The organism is Streptomyces sp. B21-083 (assembly GCF_036898825.1).
In the GTDB taxonomy this organism is placed as follows: Bacteria; Actinomycetota; Actinomycetes; order Streptomycetales; family Streptomycetaceae; genus Streptomyces.
This window is the reverse complement of record NZ_JARUND010000001.1, coordinates 5,294,382-5,316,636: the sequence shown is the minus strand read 5'-3', so window position 1 is coordinate 5,316,636 and position 22,255 is coordinate 5,294,382. Positions and strand designations below refer to the sequence as shown.

The following is a 22,255-nucleotide window of genomic DNA, read 5'->3' as shown; positions in this document are numbered from 1 at the left end:
GGCGGAACAGCATGTTGCAAGGAACGTCCACCGGCCGGAGCGGCAGCCCATGGCGGACCGTCGCCGTCCTGCTCCTGTCCCTTCTGACAGGTGTCGCCTCGCTCCTGATACCCGCCTCGGCCGCCCAGGCCGCCACCGGCGTGACCTTCACGACCGGCGCGGCGCGGACCGACACCAGCGGCAACGCCCTGCAGCTGCACGGCATGGGCATCATCAAGGTCGGTGACACCTGGTACGGCTTCGGTGAGAACAAGACGGGCGAGACGTCGACCGACACGTCCTTCCGGGCCATCGCCTGCTACAGCTCGACCGACCTGGCGAACTGGACGTACCGGGGCGACGCGCTGTCCCTGCAGAGCAGCGGTGACCTCGGGCCGTCCCGGGTGGTCGAGCGGCCGAAGGTGATCTACAACGCCGGCACCCAGAAGTACGTCATGTACGTGCACATCGACAGCTCCAACTACTCCGAGGCCAAGGTCGGTGTCGCCACCAGCAGCACGCCCTGCGGCGCCTATGACTACCGGGGCAGCTCGCGCCCGCTGGGCCAACTGAGCCGCGACATCGGTCTGTTCCAGGACACCGACGGCACCGCCTACCTTTTGTCGGAGGACCGCAACAACGGGCTGCGCGTCGACCTGCTCTCCGGCGACTACCTCACCCCGGTGAGCACGGTCGCCATCCTGGGCAGCGGCGGCGGCGCCAACAGCTTCGAGTCACCCGCGATGGTCAAGGCCAACGGGATCTACTACCTGCTCGCCTCGCACCTGACCGGCTGGAGCCTCAACGACAACGTCTACTCCACCGCCACCTCCGTCAGCGGCACCTGGGCGCCGATGCGCGACTTCGCCGCCCCGGGCACCAAGACGTACGGCAGCCAGACGGCCAACATCATCACGGTGGCCGGCACCTCCGGTACGACGTACATCTACGCCGGTGACCGCTGGAACGCCTCCGACCTCGGCGCGTCCCAGATCATCTGGTTGCCGCTGACCATCAGTGGTACGACGGTCAACCTCGGCCAGTATCCGACCTGGTCACTGGACGTCCAGGCGGGCACCTGGACGCCGAACAGCGGCGTACCGAGCGCGGCGGCCCACACCCTGACGAACTCGGGCAGCTCTATGCTCCTCGATGTCACCGGCGCCTCCACCGCCACCAACGCCAACATCATCCAGGCGACCGGCACGGGCGGTTCGGACCAGCGGTGGAACCTCACCAAGGTGTCGGCCAACATCTACACGCTCAAGAACGTCAACAGCGGGCTCTGCCTGGACGTGCCCAGCAAGTCGACCGCCGAGAACCGCCAGCTCATCCAGTGGACCTGCAACGGCGGCACCAACCAGCAGTTCTTCTTCGACCTGGTCGGCAGCTACACGGGCAGCGTCTACATGCTGGTGGCCGTGCACAGCGGGCTGAACCTCGGCGTGCTGAGCAACGCGACGACGACCGGAGCGGCGGTCGTCCAGCTGACGGGCACGGGCGCGACGAGCCAGAAGTGGACCGTCGGCTGAGACCCGCCGGTGAGCAGAGCTGAGTTGAGCTGAGGCGATTGCGAACGGCCCGCTGTCACTGACCGCGGGCCGTGCAGTGCCGTGCCGCGTGCTGTCGGGGCCGGTCAGCGGTAGGTGTTGTTGGTGGTGTGCTCGCCGGCGAGCCAGGAGGCGAGTTCGGCGCGGGCGGTGCGTCGGCGTTCGGCGTCGCTCGTCTCGATGCCGGGCGCGTCGAGGGTGAATTCGAGGAGCAGACCGTTGGGGTCGCTGGTGTAGAGGGAGCGGCAGTAGCCGTGTTCCAGGACGTAGGTCTCGTCGGGCCGCCAGCCCGCCTTCTCCAGCCGTTCGGTGATCGCGTTCTGCACGTCCTCGGTGACCTTGAGGGCGATGTGCTGGAACGGCGAGTGCGGCATCTCGGGGCCGAACTGCTTCTGGTCCTCGGGGTCGGCGAACTGGAAGAAGGCGAGGGCGCTGCCGTCGCCGAGGCCGTAGAAGGTGTGGCAGTACGTGCGTACCGCGCCGAAGAGTTCGTCGGACTCCTTCCAGGTGGCGACGAGGGGCAGACCGACGATGTCCTCGTAGAAGGCCCGGGTGGCCTCCTGGTCGCGGGTGACGTACGCGTTGTGATGCAGCCGGGACGGCAGGGCCGCGGCGCTGGACGCGGCTGAGGGTGCGGGGGAAGCCTGGGTCATCGTCGACTCTCCTTGAGGTTCCTTGGTCCGCCGGGCAGCGGCGACGGACCGAGCGACGGACGCCTGTCCGCCAGACGGTCGCTCTCGTTACCTTCGTGCGCTCCGCCCGTGACGTCAAGAGAATCGCGGGAGCCGATTCCCCGGATGCGGCGTTATCCACAGGTGTGGACGGCATGCGGACAGGGGGCAGTAACCTGAACACCCAGCCGAACGACTGTGAGGGGCCGTAGATGCCGCGTACCGGTACCGGGCCCGACTTCATCGAAGCGTTGGCCCGGGGGCTCGACGTGATCACCGCGTTCGCGCCGCGGCGCCCGGTGATGTCCCTCTCGGAGCTGGCGGCGGCGACCGGCCTGGCCCGTCCGACGGTACGGCGGATCCTGCTGACCCTCGAAGAGCTCGGGTTCGTCCGCGCCTCGGACAGGGGCTTCGCGCTCACCCCGCGCGTGCTCGACCTGGGCGCCGCGTACGTCGGCTCACTGGGCCTGTGGGATGTCGCCCGGCCGCACATGGAGCGCCTGGTGGAACGGACGCGCGAGTCCTGCTCGGTCGCGCAGCTCGACGGCAGCGACATCGTGTACGTCGCGCGGGTGGCCGTGCCGAAGATCGTGACGCTGTCCGTGCAGATCGGCACGAGGTTCCCGGCGCTGCAGACCTCCCTGGGCAAGGTGCTGCTGGCGGCGCTGGAGCCGGAGCAGTTGGAGAAGACGCTGGCGGAGCCGACCCGCTCCGGGCTCACCGCGCTGTGGCGGCCCGGCAGGGAGGAGCGGGACGAGGTTCTGCGCGAGGTGCGGGCCCGCGGCTGGGCGCTGGCCGACGAGGATCTGGCGCTGGGTATCCGCTCGGTCGCGGCGCCCCTGCGTGACGGCGGGGGCCGGGTGATCGCGGCCGTCAACGTCAACGCCCATGCCGCCGAGACCTCGGTGGAGAAACTCCGGGAGGAGCATCTTCCGCTCCTGCTCCAGACGGCGGGCGACATCAGCTGCGACTTCGCCCGCCTCGCCACCCTCCCGCAGTCGGTGGCCCCGTCCCGCCCCTGACCCACCCCGGCGACGACCTGCCGTCGACAACCCCGGCCGGCGGCCCCCTCCGCGCCCGGGCGCCGCGTGGTTCCCCAATTCCGCGGACAGCCCCCCGGCGCCCGCGTACCCGCACCGCGCCCCCGCGCCGACCGGCTCCTCCGTGCTCACGCGGCCCCGCGCGCCCCACGGGCGGCCCCGCAGCCGGCCCGCGCGCTCCGGGGCGTCCGGGGAATTGCTTCCGGGTTCTCGCCCCGCCCTCGTTCGGCGTGCCACAATCGCGTATGGCGGACGAGTGTCCGCTGTGCGGTCGGAGAGGTGGGTTCATGGAGATGTCCACAGGGTCGGCAGCTCCCGGGGGCGTCGGACCGTTGTCGGGGCTGTTGGTCGCCGACTTCTCACGTGTGTTGGCGGGCCCCTACGCGACGATGCTGCTGGCCGATCTCGGCGCCGAGGTCGTCAAGGTCGAGTCCCCCGGCGGTGACGAGACCCGGACGTGGATGCCACCGACCCGGGGTGAGACATCCACGTACTACCTGGGCGTCAACCGCAACAAGCGCTCCATCGCCCTCGACCTGCGCGCCGAGGACGACGCGGCGGCCGCCCGTGAACTGGCGCACCGAGCGGACGTCGTGATCGAGAACTTCAAGCCGGGCGCGCTCACGAAGTACGGCCTGGACCACGCGAGCGTCGCGGCCCGTAACCCCGGGGTGGTCTACGCCTCGATCAGTGGCTTCGGGCCCGGCGCGGGCGCGCACGTCCCCGGTTACGACCTGATGGTGCAGGCGATCTCCGGTCTGATGAGTCTCACCGGCGACCCCGAGGGCGAGCCCTTCCGGGCCGGCATCTCCGTCTTCGACGTGATGGCGGGCAATCACGCGACCATCGGCATCCTCGCCGCGCTACGGCATCGCGACGCGACCGGCGAGGGCCAGCACGTCGAGGTCAACCTGCTGTCGTCGGCACTGTCCGGCCTGGTCAACCACAGCTCCGCCTACGTGGCCGGCGGCACCGTGCCCTACCGGATGGGCAACGCCCACCCGAGCGTCTTCCCGTACGAGCCCTTCCCCACCGCCGACCGTGATCTGATCGTCGCCGCCGCCAACGACGGCCAGTTCAGGCGGCTGTGCGAGGTCCTCGGCATCCCCGGCATCGCCGACGACCCGAGGTTCGCGCACAACAAGGACCGCACCGCCCGCCGCGAGGAACTGAGGCCGCTGCTGGTCGAGCGGCTTGCCACCCGGGGCGCGGCCGACTGGTTCGAGGACCTGGTCGCCGCCGGGGTACCGGCCGCCCCCATCAACACCATCGACGGCGGCTTCGCCACGGCCGAGCGCTTCGGACTCGACCCCGTCGTCGAGGTGGGCGAGGGCGAACGGGCCGTCCCCACGACACGTCACCCGATCACCTTCTCCGCCACCCCGGCGCGCTACGAGCTGCCGCCCCCCGAACTCGACGAGCACGGCCCCGAACTCCGCAAGTGGCTCACGGCACCGCGGAATCCGCGGACGGCACAGGGAGATCCCCGTGACTGACCAGCTGCCGACCTACCCCACCGCGCTCGGCGCCGCCAGCCGCACGTCGATCACCCTCCTCGGCACCGACCTCGCCCGTGACGTCATGGGCGAGGTGGGATTCGGTGAACTCGCCTACTGGCTCGCCACCCAGCGTCGCCCCACCCCCGGTCAGGTACGGGTCTTCGAAGCCGTCCTCGCTGCCCTGGCCGACCACGGCTTCACCCCCACCGCGATCGTCACCCGCCTCACCTACCTCTCGGCCCCCGACTCGGTGCAGGGCGCGCTCGCCGCCGGACTGCTGGGCGGCGGCTCCCGCTTCCTCGGGGTCACCGAGGACACCGGGACCTTCCTGCACGAGGTCGTCGCCCACCATCGCGGCTCTCTGCCGGACGACGAGGCGGGCTGGGACGTCCTCGCCCTGGACACCGTACGAGCGCGGCGCGCGGCCGGGCTGTTCGTGCCCGGCCTCGGGCATCACGTCCACAAGGACGGCGACCCGCGCACCCCTCGGCTCATGGAGATCGCCGCCGAGGAGGAACAGTTCGGCCCCCATCTGTCGCTGTTCGCCGCGATCGGCCGGACCCATCCCCAACTCCTCGGCAAAACCCTGCCGTTGAACGGCGCCGGGGTGTGCGGGGCCGCCCTCGCCGACCTCGACCTGCCCATCCCGCTGCTGCGCGGCTTCGCCCTGCTGGCCCGTACCGCCGGGCTGATCGGGCAGCTCGCCGAGGAGATGCGCAACCCCGTCGCCAACGACATCTTCCTGTCCGTCGACCTCAACAACCGGCCCGTCGACCCCGATCCGCTCCCCGGCAACCTGCCATGAGCCGGTCCCCGGCGCGCGAGCCCGTCGTCGTCCTCGTCCACGGCGCCCACCACGGTTCCTGGTGCTGGGAGGAGGTGACCGGCCGGCTGCACACGGCCGGCGTCCGCAGCCACGCCGTCGACCTGCCGCTCACCTCCTTCGCCGACGACACCGAGGCCGTCCGCGCCGCCGTACGCGAGGAGGCGCCGTACGGCCCCGTGCTGCTGGTCGCGCACAGCTACGGCGGTCTGCCCGTCTCCGCCGGCGGGCACCTGGCGGCCCGCCTGGTCTACATCGCCGCGCGGATGCCGCTGCCCGGCGAGTCCCCGGCCCAGCTGACGCCCACCTGGAACGACTTCGCCTTCCACCGTTCCGTACAGACAGCCCCCGACGGCACGGTGACCCTGCTGCCGTCCGCCCGCGAGGCGCTCTACTCCGGCACGCCTCCCCCGTACGCCGAGCGCGCGGCGGACCTCTGGCGGCCGATGCGCAGCCGGGTTCCGGACACGCCCCTCGACGACCCGGCGTGGCTCACCGTCCCCAGCGCGTACGTCGTGTGCGGCACGGACCGGACCGTACGGCCCGAGGCCCAGCGCACCTGCGCCGCCCGAGCCGCCGCACACGTCGAACTCGACTGCGACCACTCGCCGTTCTACTCCGCACCCGGGCAACTGGCCCAGTTCCTCGCCGCGCAGGCCGCTCTCCTCGGACTCCGGGGAGAGTGAGAGCCGCCCGGTTGTCCGTGAACCACACCGGGATTGTCCTTGATCGGTAACGGACGCATCCTCCGGCCGCCTTCGCTCGTCCTCTCAGGTGGTCACACGGTGGCCGACGATCGACGAGTAACTGCGTGAAAGCGGGGCGAACATGGCACGGCACAGTGGCGGGCGGGGCTGGTACGGCAAGGTACTCGGCGCGGCGCTCGGGGTGACGTTGCTCGCCACGGGTGCCTCGGTGTGGACCGCGCAGGCCGGTGCCGTGGGCGGTTCGACGCCGAAGACGACCACGTCCGCCAAGCCGGTCAGTGCCGTCAAGCCGGTCGCGGTGACCATCGTGCACGCCTCGGACAAGGGGGCACGCGGCGTCAACATCACCGTCGACGACGGCCCCGACCCCGAGTGGACGCCCCAAGTACTCGATGTGCTGCGGGAGTTCGGGGTGAAGGCCACGTTCTGCATGGTGGGGACGCAGGCGGAGGCCCATCCGGATCTCGTGAAGAAGGTTGTCGCGGCCGGGCACCGGCTGTGCGACCACTCGGTGTCGCACGACACCACCATGGACAAGAAGTCCGAGGCCTACCAGTCGAAGGAGATCCTCGACGCCGAACGCATGATCACCGAGGCGTCCGGGGGCGTACGACCGATGTACTACCGCGCGCCCGGTGGCGCGTTCACCCCCTTCAGCCGCAAGCTGGCCGCCTCCCGGGGTATGCGTCCGCTGGGCTGGAACGTCGACACGAAGGACTTCGAGCGGCCGGGTACGGACGCCATCGTCGCCACCGTCGAGCGGGAGCTGCCCAACGGGCCGACGCTCCTCTTCCACGACGCGGGCGGCGACCGTTCCCAGACCGTCGAGGCCCTGCGCCAGGTCCTCCCCCGGCTCAAGGAACAGGGTTACGTCTTCGGCTTCCCGGTGCGCTGAGCCCCGGCCCGTCCTCACCACCGGGCTCCGGTGGTGAGGACGGGGACGGTCAGTACAGGCCGGTGTAGCCGTTCCAGCCGGTGGCGATCCGGGCCTTCGTGCCGAAGGTCGCGGCCGATGTCCCGTTCCAGCGCCACAGGGCGCCCGCGCTGTCCCGGCCGAGGAGGTCGGGACGGCCGTCGCCGGTCAGGTCGCCGGGTACGGCCAGCGCGTTGACGCTGATCCCGCCGGCGATACGGACCCGGCCGCCAAAGGCGCCCTTGCCGTTGCCGAGCCAGCGCCACAGCACACCCGAACCGTCCAGGCCGACCATGTCACCGATGGCGTCGCCGTTCAGGTCGCCCGCACCGACCAGCCGGGTGTAGCCGCCCTGGCCCCCGACCAGTTTGACCCGAGCGGCCAGGCCGCCCTTGCCGTCGCCGGAGTACCGCCACAGCACACCGGCCTTGTCACGCGCGACCAGGTCGGCCCACCCGTCTCCGGTCAGGTCGCCGGGGGACGTCAGCACGTCGTACCCGCCGAACCCGGTGCCGAGCACCCTGTGCGGCGGGGTCTTCGGTGTGAACGCCTTCCCGCACGTGCCGTCGTACCGGGTCAGCCGCCCGGCGGAGTCCCGGACGAGGAGGTCGTTGCACTCGTCGCCGCTCAGATCACCGAACGGCACGAAGGTGGACGAGGTGGGCCAGCCGCCGGCCAGCGCCTTGTGCGCGCTGTCGATGGTGCCGCGTCCGGTGCCGGGCTGGATCGCCAGCCGGCCCGCGCTGTCGAAGGTGACCAGGTCACCGATGCCGTCCCGGCCGAAGTCGTGGCGCTCGACCGCCTTCACCGGGACCCACCGGTTGTAGATCTCCGTGTCCGTCGTCGTGCCGTCCGCGGCCCGGGCGGTCAGAATCACTCGGGCGCTGTTGCTGGTGACCAGCGCCCCGTTCTCCGTGCGCCCGTCCCAGCTCGCGACGAGTCTGCCGCGCGCCGGGCCACCGGTGATGGTCCGCACGACGTCGTACACACTGATGACGGTCAGCTTCCAGCTCGCGACCGGCTTGTTCAGGTTCCAGACACCCTTGAAGCCTTCGCCCTTACGCAGATCGACGGAGAGAGGGACGTCGGCGTTGATCGCGGTGAGCGGGGAGGTGGTCACCTGCGGCCATTTCACCGTCACGTCACCGGACGCCGTCAGATAGGCGACCGGACCGCCGAACCGGTCCACGTTCCAGAACCGGCCACGCAGGTCGGCGGGCGCGTACGGCGGGGACGGGAGCGGGCCGAGTTCCTCCGTACCGACCCGGTCGGCGGGGACCGCGCCCTCCAGGTAGGTGATCAGCAGCTTGCCTGCCGCGTCGTCCTGGGAGACCAGATAACCGTCACCCAGCCGCGCGTAGCCCCGGGGAACGTCCTGCATCCTGCCCTTTTCCAGGTCGTACACGCCCGCTTGTTTGTTCGGCCCGCAGGACCAGTAGACGTATCGGCCCACCGCCTGCAGTTCGGTGGGGAGACAGGCGGAGAAAGTGAACCTTGTGTAGCTCCCCGTGGGCGACAGGGGGAAGCCCACGACCTCCGTCATGCCGCTCAAGGTGGTTTTGGCCGTCCACTCCATGCTCCCCCACAGATCGACAGGCGGCGCGGAATAGGTGTGGAGCACCTCGTTCCCCTGACGGCGTTGCAGGGCGCCCTGGGTCGTACGAACCACCGTGTACGGGTCGGACGCCGCGACCACGGCCGATATCCCGTCCGCCGGGTGGACGATGTCGCCCGCCCCGGTGCCGGTGAGCCGCAGGCACTCGTTGTAGCAGTCGACGTGGTAGCTCATCTCGCCGTTCTCCACGTCGTAGCCGAGCGAGCCGAGGTTCTCCGGCGGTGCGGCGGTCAGCTTGCCGTCGGCCGCGAGGTTGAGCGTGGAAGCGGTGAGGTCGGTGCCGGAGTGCGGGTCGGGCGCGTCCGCACGCTCCGTGCCGAGCAGCAGCCGCCCCTGGTCGACCGCGACGCCACCGGCCTCGTACACCGAGACCGCGGGCAGCGGTGCCACCGGCTCGACGACCGGTACCCCGTCCGGGCCCAGGGTGACGTGCTGGATCGCCCAGTGCTCGGCGTCCGTACCGCCCTCGATGGAGAAACCGCCGTCGTCGCCGTCGACGAACTTGCCGGTCGAGGCGGCCAGCAGCGTGCGCGCCGGGCCGCCGGTCACCGGCTTGGCGAGGATCGTGTTCCTGCCGGTGTCGGGGTACAGCAGCCAGTCGCCGATCGCGCGGGCCCTGAGGAGCGCGTCGTCCGGAACGTCGATCAGGTGCCCGGGGGCCGCCGGATGCCGGCGGTCGATGACGTACAGCTGCGAGTTGTCGAACCCCTTGTCGATGGCGTAGAAGAGCACCGTGTCGCCGGCCAGGTGGGGGTATTCGAGGAGGCCGAAGTCGTCGCTCGGCACGTATGTCATCGCGGCGGTGTCGAAGTCGATCAGCGCGGTGTGCCACGGAGCACCGCCGTCGGCCTGCTTGTACCAGAACGCGCCGCCCCGCGTGTCCGACGCCGGTTCGTAGACGGTCTCACTGAAGTCGTCCGCGACGCCGGTCACCGGCCGGTCGACCGGCTGCCCCCCGCCCGCCGGCATCTCCAGCAGGTGGAGCGTCCACTTCCCGTCGGTCTTGCGCGCGACCAGCAGACGGTTCTCGGCGAAGACACCGGTGACCCGGTCACCGGCCGGCACATAGAACCGCGTCACCTTGTTGGTGGCGTAGCGCCGGATCTGCCACACGTTCGTCGTCCCCGGCGGCTTTTCCAGACCGAGGCCGCCGTTGTAGAAGTTCGAGTACGCGTGGTCGGGGAATTCCCTGGTCGAACCGTCGCGGCCGGTCCACGTCGCCGGGGAGCTGTACGAGTACGGCTCCGGAACCGACAGATATCCGGAGTCGTCAGCCGCGGTCAGGAACGCCTGCCGCGGCGCCGCCCGGTGCGCGCCGGTCAGCGTGACGGTCGGCATGCCGCCGCCGTCCGCCGCGGCGGCCGGCCCCGACGCGAACTGCAGCAGCCCGGCCGTCATCGCCAGGGCCGCAGCGACGGAAACCGCCCCGGCCTTCGACCGGCCCCTTCTTCGCGCCGTACGCGAAAACATGCGTCTCATGCTTCCCACCCCCGTTGTTGTCGTCCTGCGCTCTGTCAGACTCACGTCAACGCCAAGACGTTGTACGGGGATTGGGTACGGCATCCGCGGCTCATCGTCATCGGTCGCCCTCATGTCCCGGGCCGCGGCCCGAGCTCAGTCGGATTCGCCCTCGCCGGGAGCGTCACCTCGTGGGGCGACATCCATACGGACCAACCACGAACGGATTCCGTCCACGTGAGCATCAACTGGAACACGCGTGCTGAGAACAGCGCCGACATCCCCACGATTCGCGACATCACCCTCGCCGCGTTCGACACCCCGCTGGAGGCCGACCTCGTCGACGCCCTGCGCGGCGACGCCGGGTGGATCGACGGGCTGTCCGTCGTCGCCACCGGCCAGGACGGCGGGCTCGTCGGCCACGCCCTGCTGACCCGCTGCCACATCGGCGACACCCCGGCCCTGTGCCTGGGTCCCGTCTCCGTCCGGCCCGAGTACCAGAACTCCGGCGTCGGCTCCTCGGTGATCAGTGCCTCGTTGCGGGCCGCCCGGGAAAGGGGCGAGCACTTCGTCACCGTCCTCGGGCACCCGACGTACTACCCGCGGTTCGGCTTCGGCCGGGCTTCCGCGTACGGCATCGGTCTCACCATCGACGTCCCGGACGAGGCCATGATGGCCCTCACCCTCGACCCCGACCACCCGCTGCCCAGCGGCACCGTCCGCTACGCCGCGCCGTTCGGCATCTAGGACCTCTACCCCCTCGATGCCCAGGATGCGTATCGGTCATACGATGACAAATAGGTCGGCACGTGCATGTGTTCGGGCCCCGAGGGCACCCGGTAGACCGGTACCACGGCACCCGGCAGGTCCGCGTCGGGGCCGTCGCACCACCCGCCGGAGCGCAGACAGGGAGCAGGGCATGATCCGTTCAGCCGACATCCGCGAGTGGCGCAACCACGACGTGATCGACACGAAACAGCGCAGGATCGGCATGCTCGAAGCCGTCTACGTGGACACGGCAACCGACGAACCGGCCATGGCGACCGTCCGGACCGGGCTGCCCACCCGCCACCGGCTGGTCTTCGTCCCCCTCGACGACGTGGTCCTCGGACCGGGCTACGTCAAGGTCTCCTACTCCAAGGCGGAGGTACGCGACGCCCCGTCGATCGGGACGGACGACGTGCTCCCCGCCGAGCAGGAGGAGGAGATCTTCCGGCACTACGGCATGACCTATCAGCCGGGAGCAGGAGGCGAACGTCAGCTCGCCCGGCGCTGAGCCCGGCGCTGAACACAACACCGCACACGACTTCGCTGAACACACGCACACGGCACTGAGGAGGTGGTCGGCGTGATGGCGCTCTTCCTGCTGCTGATCCTGGTGGCCGTCATCCTGGGAATCATCGGCGTCGCGGCCTCGGGCCTGGGGTACCTCCTGGCCATCGGCATCGTGATCTTCGCCGCCGACCTGATCTTCTTCGGCGCGCGGGTCTCCCACCGCGCCAGGCGGCGGCCCCTCCGGTGAGGCCGGAAAGCCGCCGCCCCTCCTGGTGATGGGGCGGCGGCCGAACGGGCTGGTCGCCGGTGCGCGTCGGTCCGAGGCGGGCGTCGCCGGGTGGGGGGCCGGGACCGACCCGTATCGCATCCGCGGGGGAGTGTCACCGTCCTCGCCGTACACCAGCACCGGGTGGTACGAGGTGGTCCCGGCCGGTGCGCCGGTGCCGGTCCACTCCGGGGACTCCGTCGCGGGCCTGTCGGCGATCTTGACGGGCACGGTGTCGGTGTCCGCCTCCGTGCGGCGCCAGACCTCGTAGCGGATCGCGGTCGGGCCGTTGACCGGCCAGGTCAGCCGGATGCCGCCGGCTCGGGCGGAACCCGCACCGGAATCCGTCCAGGCCGAGGAACGCGCGCGGGTCAGACCGCGCTGTCGCGCGGGGGCGGGGCGGTCGATTTGCGCACCACCAGCTCCGTCCCCACCTCCATGTGGTCCATGAGCAGCCGCTGCCCGTCGATGACGGACAGCAGGGCGCGGGCCGCCTTCTGGCCCATGTCGTGCAGCGGCTGACGCACGGTGGTGAGGCCGGGGAAGCTCTGCGCCGCCTGCGGAAGGTCGTCGAAGCCGACGACGGAGAAGTCGGTGGGCACGTTGAGCCCTCGCGCCCGGGCGGCGTCGATGGCACCGAGCGCCATCAGATCGGCGCCGGCGACGATCGCCGTAGGACGGTGGTGGTCGTCGTCGATCAGACGGGCGGCGGTGCGGAAGCCACTGGCGTAGGAGAAGTCGCACGAGGCGATCAGCTGTTCCTCGACCTTCAGCCCCGCGAGCCGCATCGCGTCCTCGAAGCCCTGGAAGCGGAGAGACGTGCTTTCGAGGTCCTCCACTCCACGGAGGTAGGCGATCCGGGTGTGCCCCAGGTCGATGAGGTGCTGCGTGCCCTGACGCATCCCCTGGTAGTTGTCGACGGTCAGCCGGGGTAGCGGTACGTCCAGACGCCGGGGGTCGATGATGACGCAGGGCAGGTTCTGCCGGCGCAGCAGGGTGACCGTGTCGTCCTCCAGGACCGGCGCGATCATGAGCACCCCGTCGACGAGGCCGTGCGCCAGGAACTCGATCCGGTCCTTCTCCCGCACCGCGTCGTGATAGGTGGCGTTGACGAGCAACTCCTGCTCGACACTGGCCAGTTCGTCAGCGACACCACGCAGGATCTCCAGTCCGTACTGACTGGTCAGGTCCAGCGCTATGAGGCCGATGAGCCCGCTGCGGCCGGCCTTGAGGTTGCGGGCCGAGACGTTCGGCCGGTAGCCGAGTCGTCCGGCCACCTCCATGACACGGCGTCGGGTCTCCTCGGAGGCCCCCGGCTTGCCGTTCACGACGTTGGACACGGTCATCGCGGAGACACCGGCCTCCTCGGCCACCTGCGCGATGGTCACCCGCCCTGCCACCCGATCTCCTCCCACCCGTGAACGCTCCGGAAACTGTAACGATAAGGCAGCGAGGACGTCAACGAAATCACCCACACAGCCACGCCGCCTCACGGGTCAACTGCACCGATATCCGACATCAGACCCGCAACCTGACGCGATCTGGCCACTCAAGTGACTTCATTCGGCCACCGAAAGTTACGTATAGATGTCCGCTAAGTTTTGCGTTACAGTCCCGGCCATCGGCAGTAGCAGTCGCCGCAAAATCGGGTCGACCGGTCTCTTTCCGGATGAAGTGCTTCCCCCACACGGAAACCGACCAGCCCGTTCACATCCCTTCAGAGATGACAAGTCGGTCCGTACCGACGATGGGTGAGGTATGCAATGAAGCGTTCTGGGAGAGGTCTCGCGATCGCCACCGCGGTCGCCGCCATGGCGGTTTCGCTGGCCGCGTGCGGAGGCGGGTCGTCCAACACCTCCGCGGACGGCAAGGTCACCCTGCACGTGCAGGCGTGGAAGGGCGGCGGCGCGGAACCGGCGAACGTCGCGGAGATCAACAAGGCTTTCGAGGCGGCCCACCCCGACATCAAGGTCGACTTCGAGTACATCACCGCGAACGACACCTACGTCCAGAAGCTGCAGCCCGAGCTGCTCGGCGGCAAGGCCGGCGACGTGATCATGGTCGACACGGACAAGATGAAGAAGTGGGGCGCGTCCGGCTACCTGGCCGACCTGTCCGGGGAGTCATGGGCGAGCCAGATCGCTCCGGACGCCAAGCCGTTCGCGCAGGCCGACGGCAAGACCCTCGCGATGCCGATGGAGCTGATCGGCATCGGCCTGTACGCCAACATGGACCTGCTGAAGAAGGCGGGCGTCACCGAAGTCCCCGCCGACTGGCCGACGTTCCTCGCGGACCTCGCCAAGGTCAAGAAGGCCGGCATCAACCCCGTCGCGCTGCCCGACAAGAGCGGCTGGACCGGCAGCTCCGTGTTCCAGGCGAGCGGTTCGACCCTCGTCTACAACAAGAACAAGCAGTGGGACGCCGACTTCCTGGTCGGCAAGACGTCCTTCGACCCGGACTGGAAGGGCCCGCTGGACCAGTTGAAGACCCTGGAGGACAAGGGGTACGTCAACTGGAAGAACGAACTCGGCGTCGACGAGTGGGCCCAGGGCCCGCAGGACTTCAGCGCCGGCAAGAGCGCCTTCTGGTACCAGGGCGCCTGGCAGGTCTCCAACGTCAAGAAGGCCGGTTTCCCGGTCTCGTTCGCTCCCTGGCCCGGCGGTGAAGCGGGCACCAAGCCCAACAGCATGCTGTTCGCCGGCACGATGTGGGGCGTCAACTCCCAGTCGCGGCAGGGCGACGCGGCCCGCGAGTACGTCAAGTTCTGGTCGCAGAGCGAGAACCTCGCCAAGTACCTCGACGCCGAGCACGCGGAATCCCCGTTCACGGGCGGCACCACGCCGGAGAGCACCGAGACGACGGCCTTCACCACGGCCTTCAAGGACGGGCGTTACCGGATCCTGCCCTCCAACTCGTGGTACGGGTCAGCCGCCGAGACCGACACCGGCTCCAAGATCCAGGCGTACCTGCTGGGCCAGGCGTCCGCCGCGCAGACGCTGAAGGACATCCAGACCGCCGCGTCCGCGAAGTAGCCCGTTCCACCCCTGGTCAGTCGTGGGCGGGGCCGGTCAGCGGCTCCTGACCGCCCCGCCACGGCCATCCGGGTAAGAGGAGGACCCCTGTGTTCCATCGACGGCGCGCCACCATGGCCGCCTTCCTGCTTCCGGCGATCGTCGTGTACGGCATGTTCACGCTGTATCCGCTGGTCCGCGGCGTCTACCTGAGCATGACCGACAGCCTCGGCGGGCCCATCGCCAACTTCGTCGGCACCGACCAGTACCGCGCCATGGCCGACGACCCGAAGGTCACCGCCGCCCTCTGGCACACCGTGCTGTACGCGGCCGTGGTCGTCGTCACGCAGAACGGCCTCGGGCTGCTCTTCGCGAGCCTGCTGTTCCGCCGCCCGAAGGTCCGCAAGGGGCTCAGCGTCGTGCTGCTCACGCCGGCCCTGATCTCCCCGGTGATGGCCGCCTTCATCTGGTCGTACCTGTTCGCCCCGACCGGCGGCATCAACGCGCTGCTGGACGCGGTCGGCCTGCACAGCCTGGAGCACGTCTGGCTCGGCGACACCTCCACCGCGCTCTACTCGGTGGCCGCCGTCAACATCTGGATGTTCACCGGGTACTCCTGCGCGATCTTCCTCGCCAGCTACATGAGCATGCCGACCGAACTGCTGGAGGCGGCGGCACTGGACGGCGCGAGCGGCTGGCGCCGCTTCGCCAGCATCGAGTGGCCGCTGCTGGCCCCCGCCCTCACCGTCAACGTGACGCTCAGCCTCATCGGTTCGCTGAAGGTCTTCGAGTTCCCCCTCGTGCTGACCAACGGCGGCCCGGCGGGCGCCACGGACACGCTGACCCTCCTCGTGTACCGCAATGTCTTCGGCGGCGGGAAGTTCGCCTACGGAGTCGCGCTGTCGGTCGTCCTCCTCGTGACCGTGGTCGTCCTGTCCAGCGCCACCTCCTCCCTGCTCCGGCTCCGCGAACGACGCATCTGACGCGACGGACCGGCCCCCGGAACACCGGATCACGAACAGGAAACCGACGGATCGCCACCATGACCACAGACATCTCCACACCGCCCCTCGCACCCCGGTCCGACGCCCCCGCCGGCCGCCCCTCACCTCACCCGCTGCGCCGCCTCGGCGGCGGTCTCGGCACCGTCCTGCTCTGCCTGGGCACCCTGCTGTTCGTCCTGCCGTTCCTCTTCACGATCGCCACCTCACTGCGCACGGCGGCGGACGTGGCCCGCTCCCCGCTGGGCATCCCGCACTCGCTGACCCTCAAGAACTTCACCGACGCGTTCAGCCAGATCCACTACGGGCGGAGCACCCTCAACACCCTGCTCATCACCGGGCTCTCCTGCGTGGCCATCACGGTGTTCGGCTCACTCGCCAGCTATCCGCTGGCCCGGATCACCCAGCACTGGTCCACCGCGGTGTACCGGCTGTTCATCCTGGGGACGTCGATCCCGGTGTTCGTCGTGGTGGCGCCCCTGTACCTGCTGATGCGCGACCTCAACCTGCTGGACAGCTACGCGGGCGTGGTCTTCATCTACACGGCCCTGTACCTCCCGGTCGCCGTGTTCTTCTACACCAGCTTCATCCGCTCCATCCCGGTCGACCTGGAGGAGGCGGCCTCACTCGACGGCTGCGGAGCCTTCCGTACGTTCTTCACGATCATCCTGCCGCTGCTGCGGCCGGTCACCAGCACGATGCTGACCTTCGTCGCCCTTCAGGTGTGGAACGACCTGGTCGTGCCCCTGGTGTTCCTCCAGGACCCGGACAAGCGGACCGTCATGGTCAACGCGTACTCGTTCATCGACCCGCACACCGTGCAGCCGACGACCCTGTTCCCCGCCGCCCTGCTCGGTGTCCTCCCGCTGCTGCTGATCTTCGTCTTCCTCCAGCGCCAGGTGGTCGCCGGTATGTCCGCCGGAGCGGTCAAGTCATGAGCCCGGCCGGTCGGTCACTGCCACCGAGCCACTGACCCGGTCGGCCACTGACCCACCGAGCCACCGGGGCGAGCGGCCACCGGGGCGACCCCGGCCCCGTCCCCCGGTTCCCGTTCCACGTCGCTCCCGCCGTTCTCCCTCGCACGCGGGACCGTGCCCTCACCCGACCGACCCCACCGTCCAGGGGCACACCCGCGCCCCGACGTCCCGGAAGGACCATCCCACGATGTACGTGGTCTCATACTTCACCGACGCCGACGAGGCACTGCACCTGGCCTACAGCCACGACGGCGAGGAGTTCGCGCCGGTGAACGACGGCCGGCCCGTCCTGCGGGGCACGGTCGGCACCGGCAGACTGCGCGACCCGTTCGTCGGCGTGGGCCCCGACGGCCTGTTCCATCTGCTGGCCACCGACGGCTGGACGAGCCCCTGCATCGTCCACGCCACCTCGGCCGACCTGCTGACCTGGTCGGACCAGGAACTCCTCCCGGTCATGGCCGGTGTCGAGGGAGCCCACAACGCCTGGGCCCCGGAGTTCTTCCTGGACCGCACGACCGGGCTGTACCACCTCATCTGGTCGTCGGTCGTCGAGTCCGGGAGCACGGCCGAGGGCCGCGACTACGAGCACGTCGGCCAGGACCACCGCATCTGGCACTGCACCACCGAGGACTTCAGAACCTTCTCGGCGCCCGAGCTCTTCTTCGACCCCGGTCACTCGGTCATCGACGCCACCGTGCGGGAGGCGGACGGCGGCGGATTCCTCATGGCCTTCAAGGACGAACGCGGCACCAACGACCTCGCCACCGCCCACAAGGACATCCACCTGATCACCTTCGACACCCCCGGAGGCCCGTACACCTCCTCGGTGGGGCCGGTCACTCCCTCCGTGGTGGAAGGGCCGTCGATCTTCCGCCACGACGACGAGCTGGTCATGATCTTCGACCACTACCTCGAAGGACGGTACGGAGCGGCCCGCAGCCGCAACGGCGTCGACTGGGAGTCCGTCTCCCTGGCCCTGCCGCCGGGCATGCGGCACGCCTCCGTCCTCGAAACGCCGGAACTGGCGTCCCTCCCGCCGCGATGAGGTGACCGCCGTCCCGCCAAGACTCCGGGCGTATCCCCCTTCGGCCCGCCCGGTACCGGAAGACCCGTGTCGCAGCCCGCGACCCGGAGGACTCAATCACCCAGCAAGGAGCGTCGCAATGAAGCGTCGCAGATCGGATCGCCCGGGCCTCGGGACTTCTCGCGTCCTCACCCTGCTCGCCACGCTGGCGGGCGCCCTCCTCCTCCCGGTTCCCGCCGCCATGGCGGCAGGCAGCACCTACTACGTCGACTGCTCGGCCGCGGCCAACGGCAACGGCACCCAGGGCAGCCCCTGGAACTCCGTCACCGGCGTCAACAACACCACCTTCGGTGCCGGTGACAACATCCTCTTCGCCACCGGCACCACCTGTTCCGGCCAGCTCACCCCGCAGGGATCGGGCACCGCCGGCAGCCCCGTCACCATGGGGTCCTACGGCACCGGTGCCAAGCCGGTCATCAACGCGGGCGGCGCCACCGGTCCCGTCATCCACCTGCTCAACCAGCAGTACTGGGAGATCGGCGGCCTGGAACTCACCAACCCCGCCGCGTCACCCGCGTACCGCTCCGGTGTCCTCGCCGAGAACAGCTCCGGCGGCGTCCTGCACCACATCCGGGTGCACGACATGAGCATCCACCACATCAGCGGCTACTCGGGCGGCTGGTACGCCACCAACGCGGGCGTCGGCGTCCAGACCGACCACACCACACCCGTCTCCACCTGGGACGACGTGGTCGTCGAGAACAACACCTTCGACCACGTCGACCGCATCGCCGTCGCCGTCACCCCGGACGGGGACGGCCAGGGCACGGGCCAGACCACCGGCACCGTCATCCGCGACAACACCATGACCTACGACGGCGCGGACGACATCCTCGTCGTCAAGAACGACGGCGCCCTCATCGACGGCAACAAGGCCGGCTACGGCGGCGCCAAGGCCACCTGCCCGCCTTCCGGCCAGTACTGCAACGGCGCCTCGGCCGGCATCTGGATGTCCGGCAGCAACGACACCGTCGTCCAGAACAACGAGGTCTACTGCCACGTCAACGGCGCCGACGGCACCGGCTACGACGTCGACTGGGGCAACCACAACACCACGTTCCAGTACAACTACAGCCACCAGAACCTCGGTGGCTTCATGCTGATCATGCCGCCCTTCACGATCGCCAACGAGCCCACCTCGACCGTCCCCAGCGACGGCACGGTGATCCGCTACAACGTCAGCGAGAACGACGGCACCAACGCCGGCTGCCCCGCCGCCGGCACCCCCACCCACGGCACGGGCGTCTTCCACCTCGTCGGCAACGTCCCCAACAAGAGCGGCAGTCCGGTCGCCGTTCCGCAGATCTACAACAACAGCATCTACGTCAACAAGAGCGGCCTGAACACCCCGATCCTGTACTCCCGCCGGGGCACCAGCATCACCGGGACGCTGTCCTTCCGCAACAACGCGGTGTTCAACTACGGCACCGGCGGCTACTTCACCACCAGCGCCGGATCCGTCTACTCCAACAACCTCTTCTACGGCACCCACCCGTCCTCCGAGCCCGCCGACTCGGCCAAGGTCGTCACCGACCCCGAGTTCCGCAACCCGGGCAACACCGACGCCTCCTCCGCGTACACCGGCATCGCCGCCTACCAGGTGCACCCCTCCTCCCCCGTGATCCGGGCCGGAGCGGTCATCAGCGGCAACGGCGGCAAGGACGCCTTCGGCAACACCGTCTCCGCGACGGCCGCGCCCAACATCGGTGCCGACAACGGCACCGGCGGCAACCTCGTCGCCAACGCCGGGTTCGAGAGCGGCGCGATGAGCCCCTGGACCAACAGCGGCGGCGCCCCTTCCGTCACCTCCTCGGGCGCCCGCACCGGCGGCTTCGCGCTGACGACCCAGGCGAGCGGCAGCGGCGCCAACCAGAACCTGGCCGGCCTCAGCCCCAACACCACCTATCTGCTGACTGGTTGGGCGAAGGTCGCGAACGCCGGGGAGACCCTCGCGATCGGCGTCAAGAACTACGGTGGTACGGAGACCTTCACCAACGTCGCCACGACGTCGTACTCCCAGGCGGCGGTGCTGTTCACGACGGGCGGCTCCAACACCTCGGCGCTGGTCTACTGCTGGAAGAACACCGGCGGCACCGGCACAGGCAACTGCGACGACCTCGCGGTGGAACGGATCTCCACGCCGGCCAACGCCCTGACCAACGCGGGCTTCGAGACCGGCTCCCTGAGCCCGTGGACCCGCAGCGGCAGCGGCGCCCAGTCCAACGTGGTCGCCTCCAACGCCCGCACCGGCACCTACTCCCTGCAGACCGGCGCCGCCACCAGCGGGGTCGAGCAGTCCGCCACGGGCCTCGCCTCCGGCTCCACCTACCTGCTGACCGGCTGGGCCAAGGTCGCGACCGGCGGTGAGCAGGTCGCCGTCGGGGTCAAGAGCTTCGGTGGCACCGAGACCTACCTGCGCACCTCCACCACCGCCTACGCCCAGCAGCCCGTCTTCTTCACCACCGGGAGCACCAACACTGCGGCGGCGGTCTACTGCTACAAGGACGCCGGTTCCGCGGCCGGTTACTGCGACGACTACTCCCTGATCAAGCTCTCCTGACGGCAGTCGCCCCTTGGGCAGAAAGGTTTCTCCGCAGCAGCGGTAGCGGCGACGGCGGGCGGACCGGGATCACCCGGCCCGCCCGCTGCCGGCTGTCAGCCGGAAGCCCGCTCGCAGGTCAGGTCCGTGGACGGAAGACGACCGGTGGCGAGGTAGGTGTTGACCGCCGTGTCGACGCAGGAGCTGCCGAAGACGCCGTACACGGCGTGCTGGTCCGCGCCACGCAAGGTGATCAGTCGGGAGGAGGGCCAGTCGCCGCGCACCGTCCTCGCGCCCTCGTACGTGGTGCGTGGGTCGCCGGTCGCGTTGACGAGCAGGGCCGGCAGGTCGGCGCGGATCGTGGTCGGACGCTCGCGCGGCGCGTCCCAGAACGCGCAGGGGCCGATGTTGTTCGTGACGGGTCCGATCAACGCGTCCTTCGCACGGGCGCGTTGGACATCGCGCCAGTACCTCTCCGGGTCGCGCGGCGCTGCCACGTCGCCGCACAGGATCGCCGTCTGGACGCTGCCGTACGAGGAGTCGGAGCCGGTCAGGAGGAAGCCGAGCGCGTCGGCCAGCCAGGGTGACGGGGTCACCGGCCGGCCGTCTGCGGCGCGCCGCAGGTCCTGTACGGCCTCGGCGAAGGCGCCGTACGCGGCGTCGTTGTCCTGCGAGAGGCCGTTGAGGACGATGACGGGCAGCAGGCTCGCGTCCACCCGTCGGCCGCCGATCGACAGAGGCGTACGTCCGGCGGCGGTCTGGACCCGGTCGACTGCCGCCAGGACCGCGCTCCTTGTGCCGCCCAGACCGTACGTGGTGTTCCGCGCGGCGGCCCAGGCGGCCCAGCCCTCCAGGGCGTGCCGGTTGGCCCGTTCCGCGCCGCGCAGCAGCCGGGGACCGTACCGGTCGGGGGCGATGACGCCGTCGAGGACGACCCGGTCGGTGCGGCCGGGGAACATCGTGGCGTACACCTGGCCGAGGTAACTGCCGTACGAGTAACCGAGGTAGGAGATCCGGCGCTCGCCGAGCGCGGCCCGGATCACGTCCAGGTCGCGCGCGGTGTTCCGGGTGGTGACGTACGGCAGGACGTCGCCCTCGTCGGTCCGGCAGCGGTGGGCGAGTTCCTCGGAAAACGCCGCCGATCGGTCGAAGTCGGCGCGGTCGGTCCCCGCCCCCCGGATGAAGGACCCGGTGGGCCAGTGGCAGTCCAGCGGTGTGCTGCGGCCGACGAAACGGGGGTCCACGCCCACCACGTCGTAGCGCTCGGCGACCTGTTTCATCGACGTGCGCACCCAGGGCGGGTCGCCGAGCGTCTGCCCGCCCGGGCCACCGCCGTTGAGCAGCAGCGCGCCGACGCGGTGGGCGGTGTCGGTGCCCCGGATCCGCGAGATCGCGACGGTGATCGTACGGCCGCCCGGGTCGTCGTAGTTCAGCGGGACGGTGACGTCGGCGCACCGGGCGCCCGCCTGCTCCAGGTCCTTGCCGGTCGCGTCGTCGGGTCCGAGCAGGCAGCTCTTCCAGGCGAGGTTCTGGTGGTGGAAGCGGGCCAGGGGGTCCTGGGTCAGCGGGCCGGCGGGGCGCGGCGCCCGCGCCGTCGCCGTCGCCGTCGCCGTCGCCGTCGCCGTCGCCGTCGCCGTCGCGACGGAGGTTCCGGTGACGAGCACGGTGGCCGCGAGCAGAGCCGCGAGGCCCGTGCGCCTGCCGGAGAGGGAAGTCGGTAAGAAGGTCTGCATGACATCACGCTAGGCACGGACGGCCGCGTGATCACTCCGGCAGGCAGGTGCTTCGAAGCTGAGGCGACCCCACGCCGAAAGCGGGGAGGAAGCCCCCTGGACGGCCGGATTCTCT

Annotated in this window: 19 protein-coding genes; 15 read left to right on the top strand and 4 right to left on the bottom strand. The window is 70.0% G+C overall.

Features of this window, described 5'->3' with window-relative positions; translation table 11 throughout:
* Window positions 1–11 precede the first annotated feature (11 nt).
* Window positions 12–1,511, top strand: a complete 1,500-nt coding sequence (locus QA861_RS23880) for an RICIN domain-containing protein (RefSeq protein WP_334590335.1) — start codon at window positions 12–14, stop codon at window positions 1,509–1,511.
* 104 nt (window positions 1,512–1,615) lie between these two features.
* Here QA861_RS23880 and QA861_RS23875 read toward each other — a convergent pair whose 3' ends face one another.
* Window positions 1,616–2,182, bottom strand: a complete 567-nt coding sequence (locus QA861_RS23875; protein ID WP_334590334.1) for a VOC family protein — start codon at window positions 2,180–2,182, stop codon at window positions 1,616–1,618.
* 230 nt (window positions 2,183–2,412) lie between these two features.
* On the opposite strand from QA861_RS23875, the gene QA861_RS23870 reads away from it, so the two are divergent.
* The 5 genes from QA861_RS23870 (at window position 2,413) to QA861_RS23850 (ending at window position 7,164) form a co-directional block, all read left to right on the top strand.
* Window positions 2,413–3,222, top strand: a complete 810-nt coding sequence (locus QA861_RS23870) for an IclR family transcriptional regulator domain-containing protein (RefSeq protein WP_334590333.1) — start codon at window positions 2,413–2,415, stop codon at window positions 3,220–3,222.
* Window positions 3,223–3,527: 305 nt separating this feature from the next.
* Window positions 3,528–4,736 carry a CaiB/BaiF CoA transferase family protein gene (locus tag QA861_RS23865; protein ID WP_334590332.1) on the top strand — a complete coding sequence of 403 codons (1,209 nt, stop codon included), beginning with the start codon at window positions 3,528–3,530 and terminating at the stop codon, window positions 4,734–4,736.
* Window positions 4,729–5,544, top strand: a complete 816-nt coding sequence (locus QA861_RS23860) for a citryl-CoA lyase (RefSeq protein ID WP_334590331.1) — start codon at window positions 4,729–4,731, stop codon at window positions 5,542–5,544. Before QA861_RS23865 ends, QA861_RS23860 begins: the two co-directional genes overlap by 8 nt.
* Complete coding sequence (locus tag QA861_RS23855; protein WP_334590330.1) at window positions 5,541–6,248, top strand: alpha/beta fold hydrolase; 708 nt, start codon at window positions 5,541–5,543, stop codon at window positions 6,246–6,248. Before QA861_RS23860 ends, QA861_RS23855 begins: the two co-directional genes overlap by 4 nt.
* 142 nt (window positions 6,249–6,390) lie before the next feature.
* A complete protein-coding gene (locus QA861_RS23850) occupies window positions 6,391–7,164 on the top strand; it encodes a polysaccharide deacetylase family protein (protein WP_334590329.1) in 774 nt (257 codons plus the stop codon).
* 49 nt (window positions 7,165–7,213) lie between these two features.
* Here the strand turns inward: QA861_RS23850 and QA861_RS23845 are convergent, their stop codons facing one another.
* Window positions 7,214–10,276 carry an FG-GAP repeat domain-containing protein gene (locus QA861_RS23845; protein ID WP_334590328.1) on the bottom strand — a complete coding sequence of 1,021 codons (3,063 nt, stop codon included), beginning with the start codon at window positions 10,274–10,276 and terminating at the stop codon, window positions 7,214–7,216.
* A gap of 216 nt (window positions 10,277–10,492) precedes the next feature.
* Between QA861_RS23845 and QA861_RS23840 the strand changes: the two genes are divergently transcribed.
* The 4 genes from QA861_RS23840 (at window position 10,493) to QA861_RS23825 (ending at window position 12,066) form a co-directional block, all read left to right on the top strand.
* Window positions 10,493–11,002 carry a GNAT family N-acetyltransferase gene (locus tag QA861_RS23840; protein ID WP_334590327.1) on the top strand — a complete coding sequence of 170 codons (510 nt, stop codon included), beginning with the start codon at window positions 10,493–10,495 and terminating at the stop codon, window positions 11,000–11,002.
* A gap of 172 nt (window positions 11,003–11,174) precedes the next feature.
* Window positions 11,175–11,531 carry a PRC-barrel domain-containing protein gene (locus tag QA861_RS23835; RefSeq protein ID WP_334590326.1) on the top strand — a complete coding sequence of 119 codons (357 nt, stop codon included), beginning with the start codon at window positions 11,175–11,177 and terminating at the stop codon, window positions 11,529–11,531.
* 72 nt (window positions 11,532–11,603) lie between these two features.
* Window positions 11,604–11,777, top strand: coding sequence for a hypothetical protein (locus tag QA861_RS23830; protein ID WP_334590690.1), 174 nt, complete (start codon window positions 11,604–11,606; stop codon window positions 11,775–11,777).
* A gap of 28 nt (window positions 11,778–11,805) precedes the next feature.
* On the top strand, window positions 11,806–12,066 hold the full coding sequence (locus tag QA861_RS23825; protein ID WP_334590325.1) for a hypothetical protein: 261 nt from the start codon (window positions 11,806–11,808) through the stop codon (window positions 12,064–12,066).
* Between the two features lie 100 nt (window positions 12,067–12,166).
* On the opposite strand, the gene QA861_RS23820 is transcribed toward QA861_RS23825, so the two are convergent.
* On the bottom strand, window positions 12,167–13,195 hold the full coding sequence (locus QA861_RS23820) for a LacI family DNA-binding transcriptional regulator (RefSeq protein WP_334590324.1): 1,029 nt from the start codon (window positions 13,193–13,195) through the stop codon (window positions 12,167–12,169).
* 363 nt (window positions 13,196–13,558) lie between these two features.
* Here QA861_RS23820 and QA861_RS23815 point away from each other — a divergent pair, with 363 nt between their 5' ends.
* The 5 genes from QA861_RS23815 (at window position 13,559) to QA861_RS23795 (ending at window position 20,428) form a co-directional block, all read left to right on the top strand.
* Window positions 13,559–14,827 (top strand): ABC transporter substrate-binding protein, encoded by a 1,269-nt coding sequence (locus QA861_RS23815; protein ID WP_334590323.1) that lies wholly within the window; start codon window positions 13,559–13,561, stop codon window positions 14,825–14,827.
* Between the two features lie 89 nt (window positions 14,828–14,916).
* Entirely contained in the window at window positions 14,917–15,789 is an 873-nt protein-coding gene (locus tag QA861_RS23810) for a carbohydrate ABC transporter permease (protein WP_334590322.1), read from the top strand.
* 59 nt (window positions 15,790–15,848) lie between these two features.
* Entirely contained in the window at window positions 15,849–16,745 is an 897-nt protein-coding gene (locus QA861_RS23805; protein ID WP_334590321.1) for a carbohydrate ABC transporter permease, read from the top strand.
* Between the two features lie 226 nt (window positions 16,746–16,971).
* Entirely contained in the window at window positions 16,972–17,829 is an 858-nt protein-coding gene (locus QA861_RS23800; RefSeq protein WP_334590320.1) for a glycoside hydrolase family 43 protein, read from the top strand.
* Window positions 17,830–17,947: 118 nt separating this feature from the next.
* A complete protein-coding gene (locus tag QA861_RS23795) occupies window positions 17,948–20,428 on the top strand; it encodes a carbohydrate binding domain-containing protein (protein ID WP_334590319.1) in 2,481 nt (826 codons plus the stop codon).
* Between the two features lie 95 nt (window positions 20,429–20,523).
* On the opposite strand, the gene QA861_RS23790 is transcribed toward QA861_RS23795, so the two are convergent.
* A complete protein-coding gene (locus tag QA861_RS23790; RefSeq protein ID WP_334590318.1) occupies window positions 20,524–22,140 on the bottom strand; it encodes an alpha/beta hydrolase in 1,617 nt (538 codons plus the stop codon).
* Window positions 22,141–22,255 lie beyond the last annotated feature (115 nt).

Bases quoted from the DNA above. Each gene is read 5' to 3' on its own strand.
- QA861_RS23880 (WP_334590335.1), top strand. From the start codon at position 12: ATGTTGCAAGGAACGTCCACCGGCCGGAGCGGCAGCCCATGGCGGACC.
- QA861_RS23875 (WP_334590334.1), bottom strand. From the start codon at position 2,182: ATGACCCAGGCTTCCCCCGCACCCTCAGCCGCGTCCAGCGCCGCGGCC.
- QA861_RS23870 (WP_334590333.1), top strand. From the start codon at position 2,413: ATGCCGCGTACCGGTACCGGGCCCGACTTCATCGAAGCGTTGGCCCGG.
- QA861_RS23865 (WP_334590332.1), top strand. From the start codon at position 3,528: ATGGAGATGTCCACAGGGTCGGCAGCTCCCGGGGGCGTCGGACCGTTG.
- QA861_RS23855 (WP_334590330.1), top strand. From the start codon at position 5,541: ATGAGCCGGTCCCCGGCGCGCGAGCCCGTCGTCGTCCTCGTCCACGGC.
- QA861_RS23850 (WP_334590329.1), top strand. From the start codon at position 6,391: ATGGCACGGCACAGTGGCGGGCGGGGCTGGTACGGCAAGGTACTCGGC.
- QA861_RS23845 (WP_334590328.1), bottom strand. From the start codon at position 10,276: ATGAGACGCATGTTTTCGCGTACGGCGCGAAGAAGGGGCCGGTCGAAG.
- QA861_RS23835 (WP_334590326.1), top strand. From the start codon at position 11,175: ATGATCCGTTCAGCCGACATCCGCGAGTGGCGCAACCACGACGTGATC.
- QA861_RS23825 (WP_334590325.1), top strand. From the start codon at position 11,806: ATGGGGCGGCGGCCGAACGGGCTGGTCGCCGGTGCGCGTCGGTCCGAG.
- QA861_RS23815 (WP_334590323.1), top strand. From the start codon at position 13,559: ATGAAGCGTTCTGGGAGAGGTCTCGCGATCGCCACCGCGGTCGCCGCC.
- QA861_RS23805 (WP_334590321.1), top strand. From the start codon at position 15,849: ATGACCACAGACATCTCCACACCGCCCCTCGCACCCCGGTCCGACGCC.
- QA861_RS23800 (WP_334590320.1), top strand. From the start codon at position 16,972: ATGTACGTGGTCTCATACTTCACCGACGCCGACGAGGCACTGCACCTG.
- QA861_RS23795 (WP_334590319.1), top strand. From the start codon at position 17,948: ATGAAGCGTCGCAGATCGGATCGCCCGGGCCTCGGGACTTCTCGCGTC.
- QA861_RS23790 (WP_334590318.1), bottom strand. From the start codon at position 22,140: ATGCAGACCTTCTTACCGACTTCCCTCTCCGGCAGGCGCACGGGCCTC.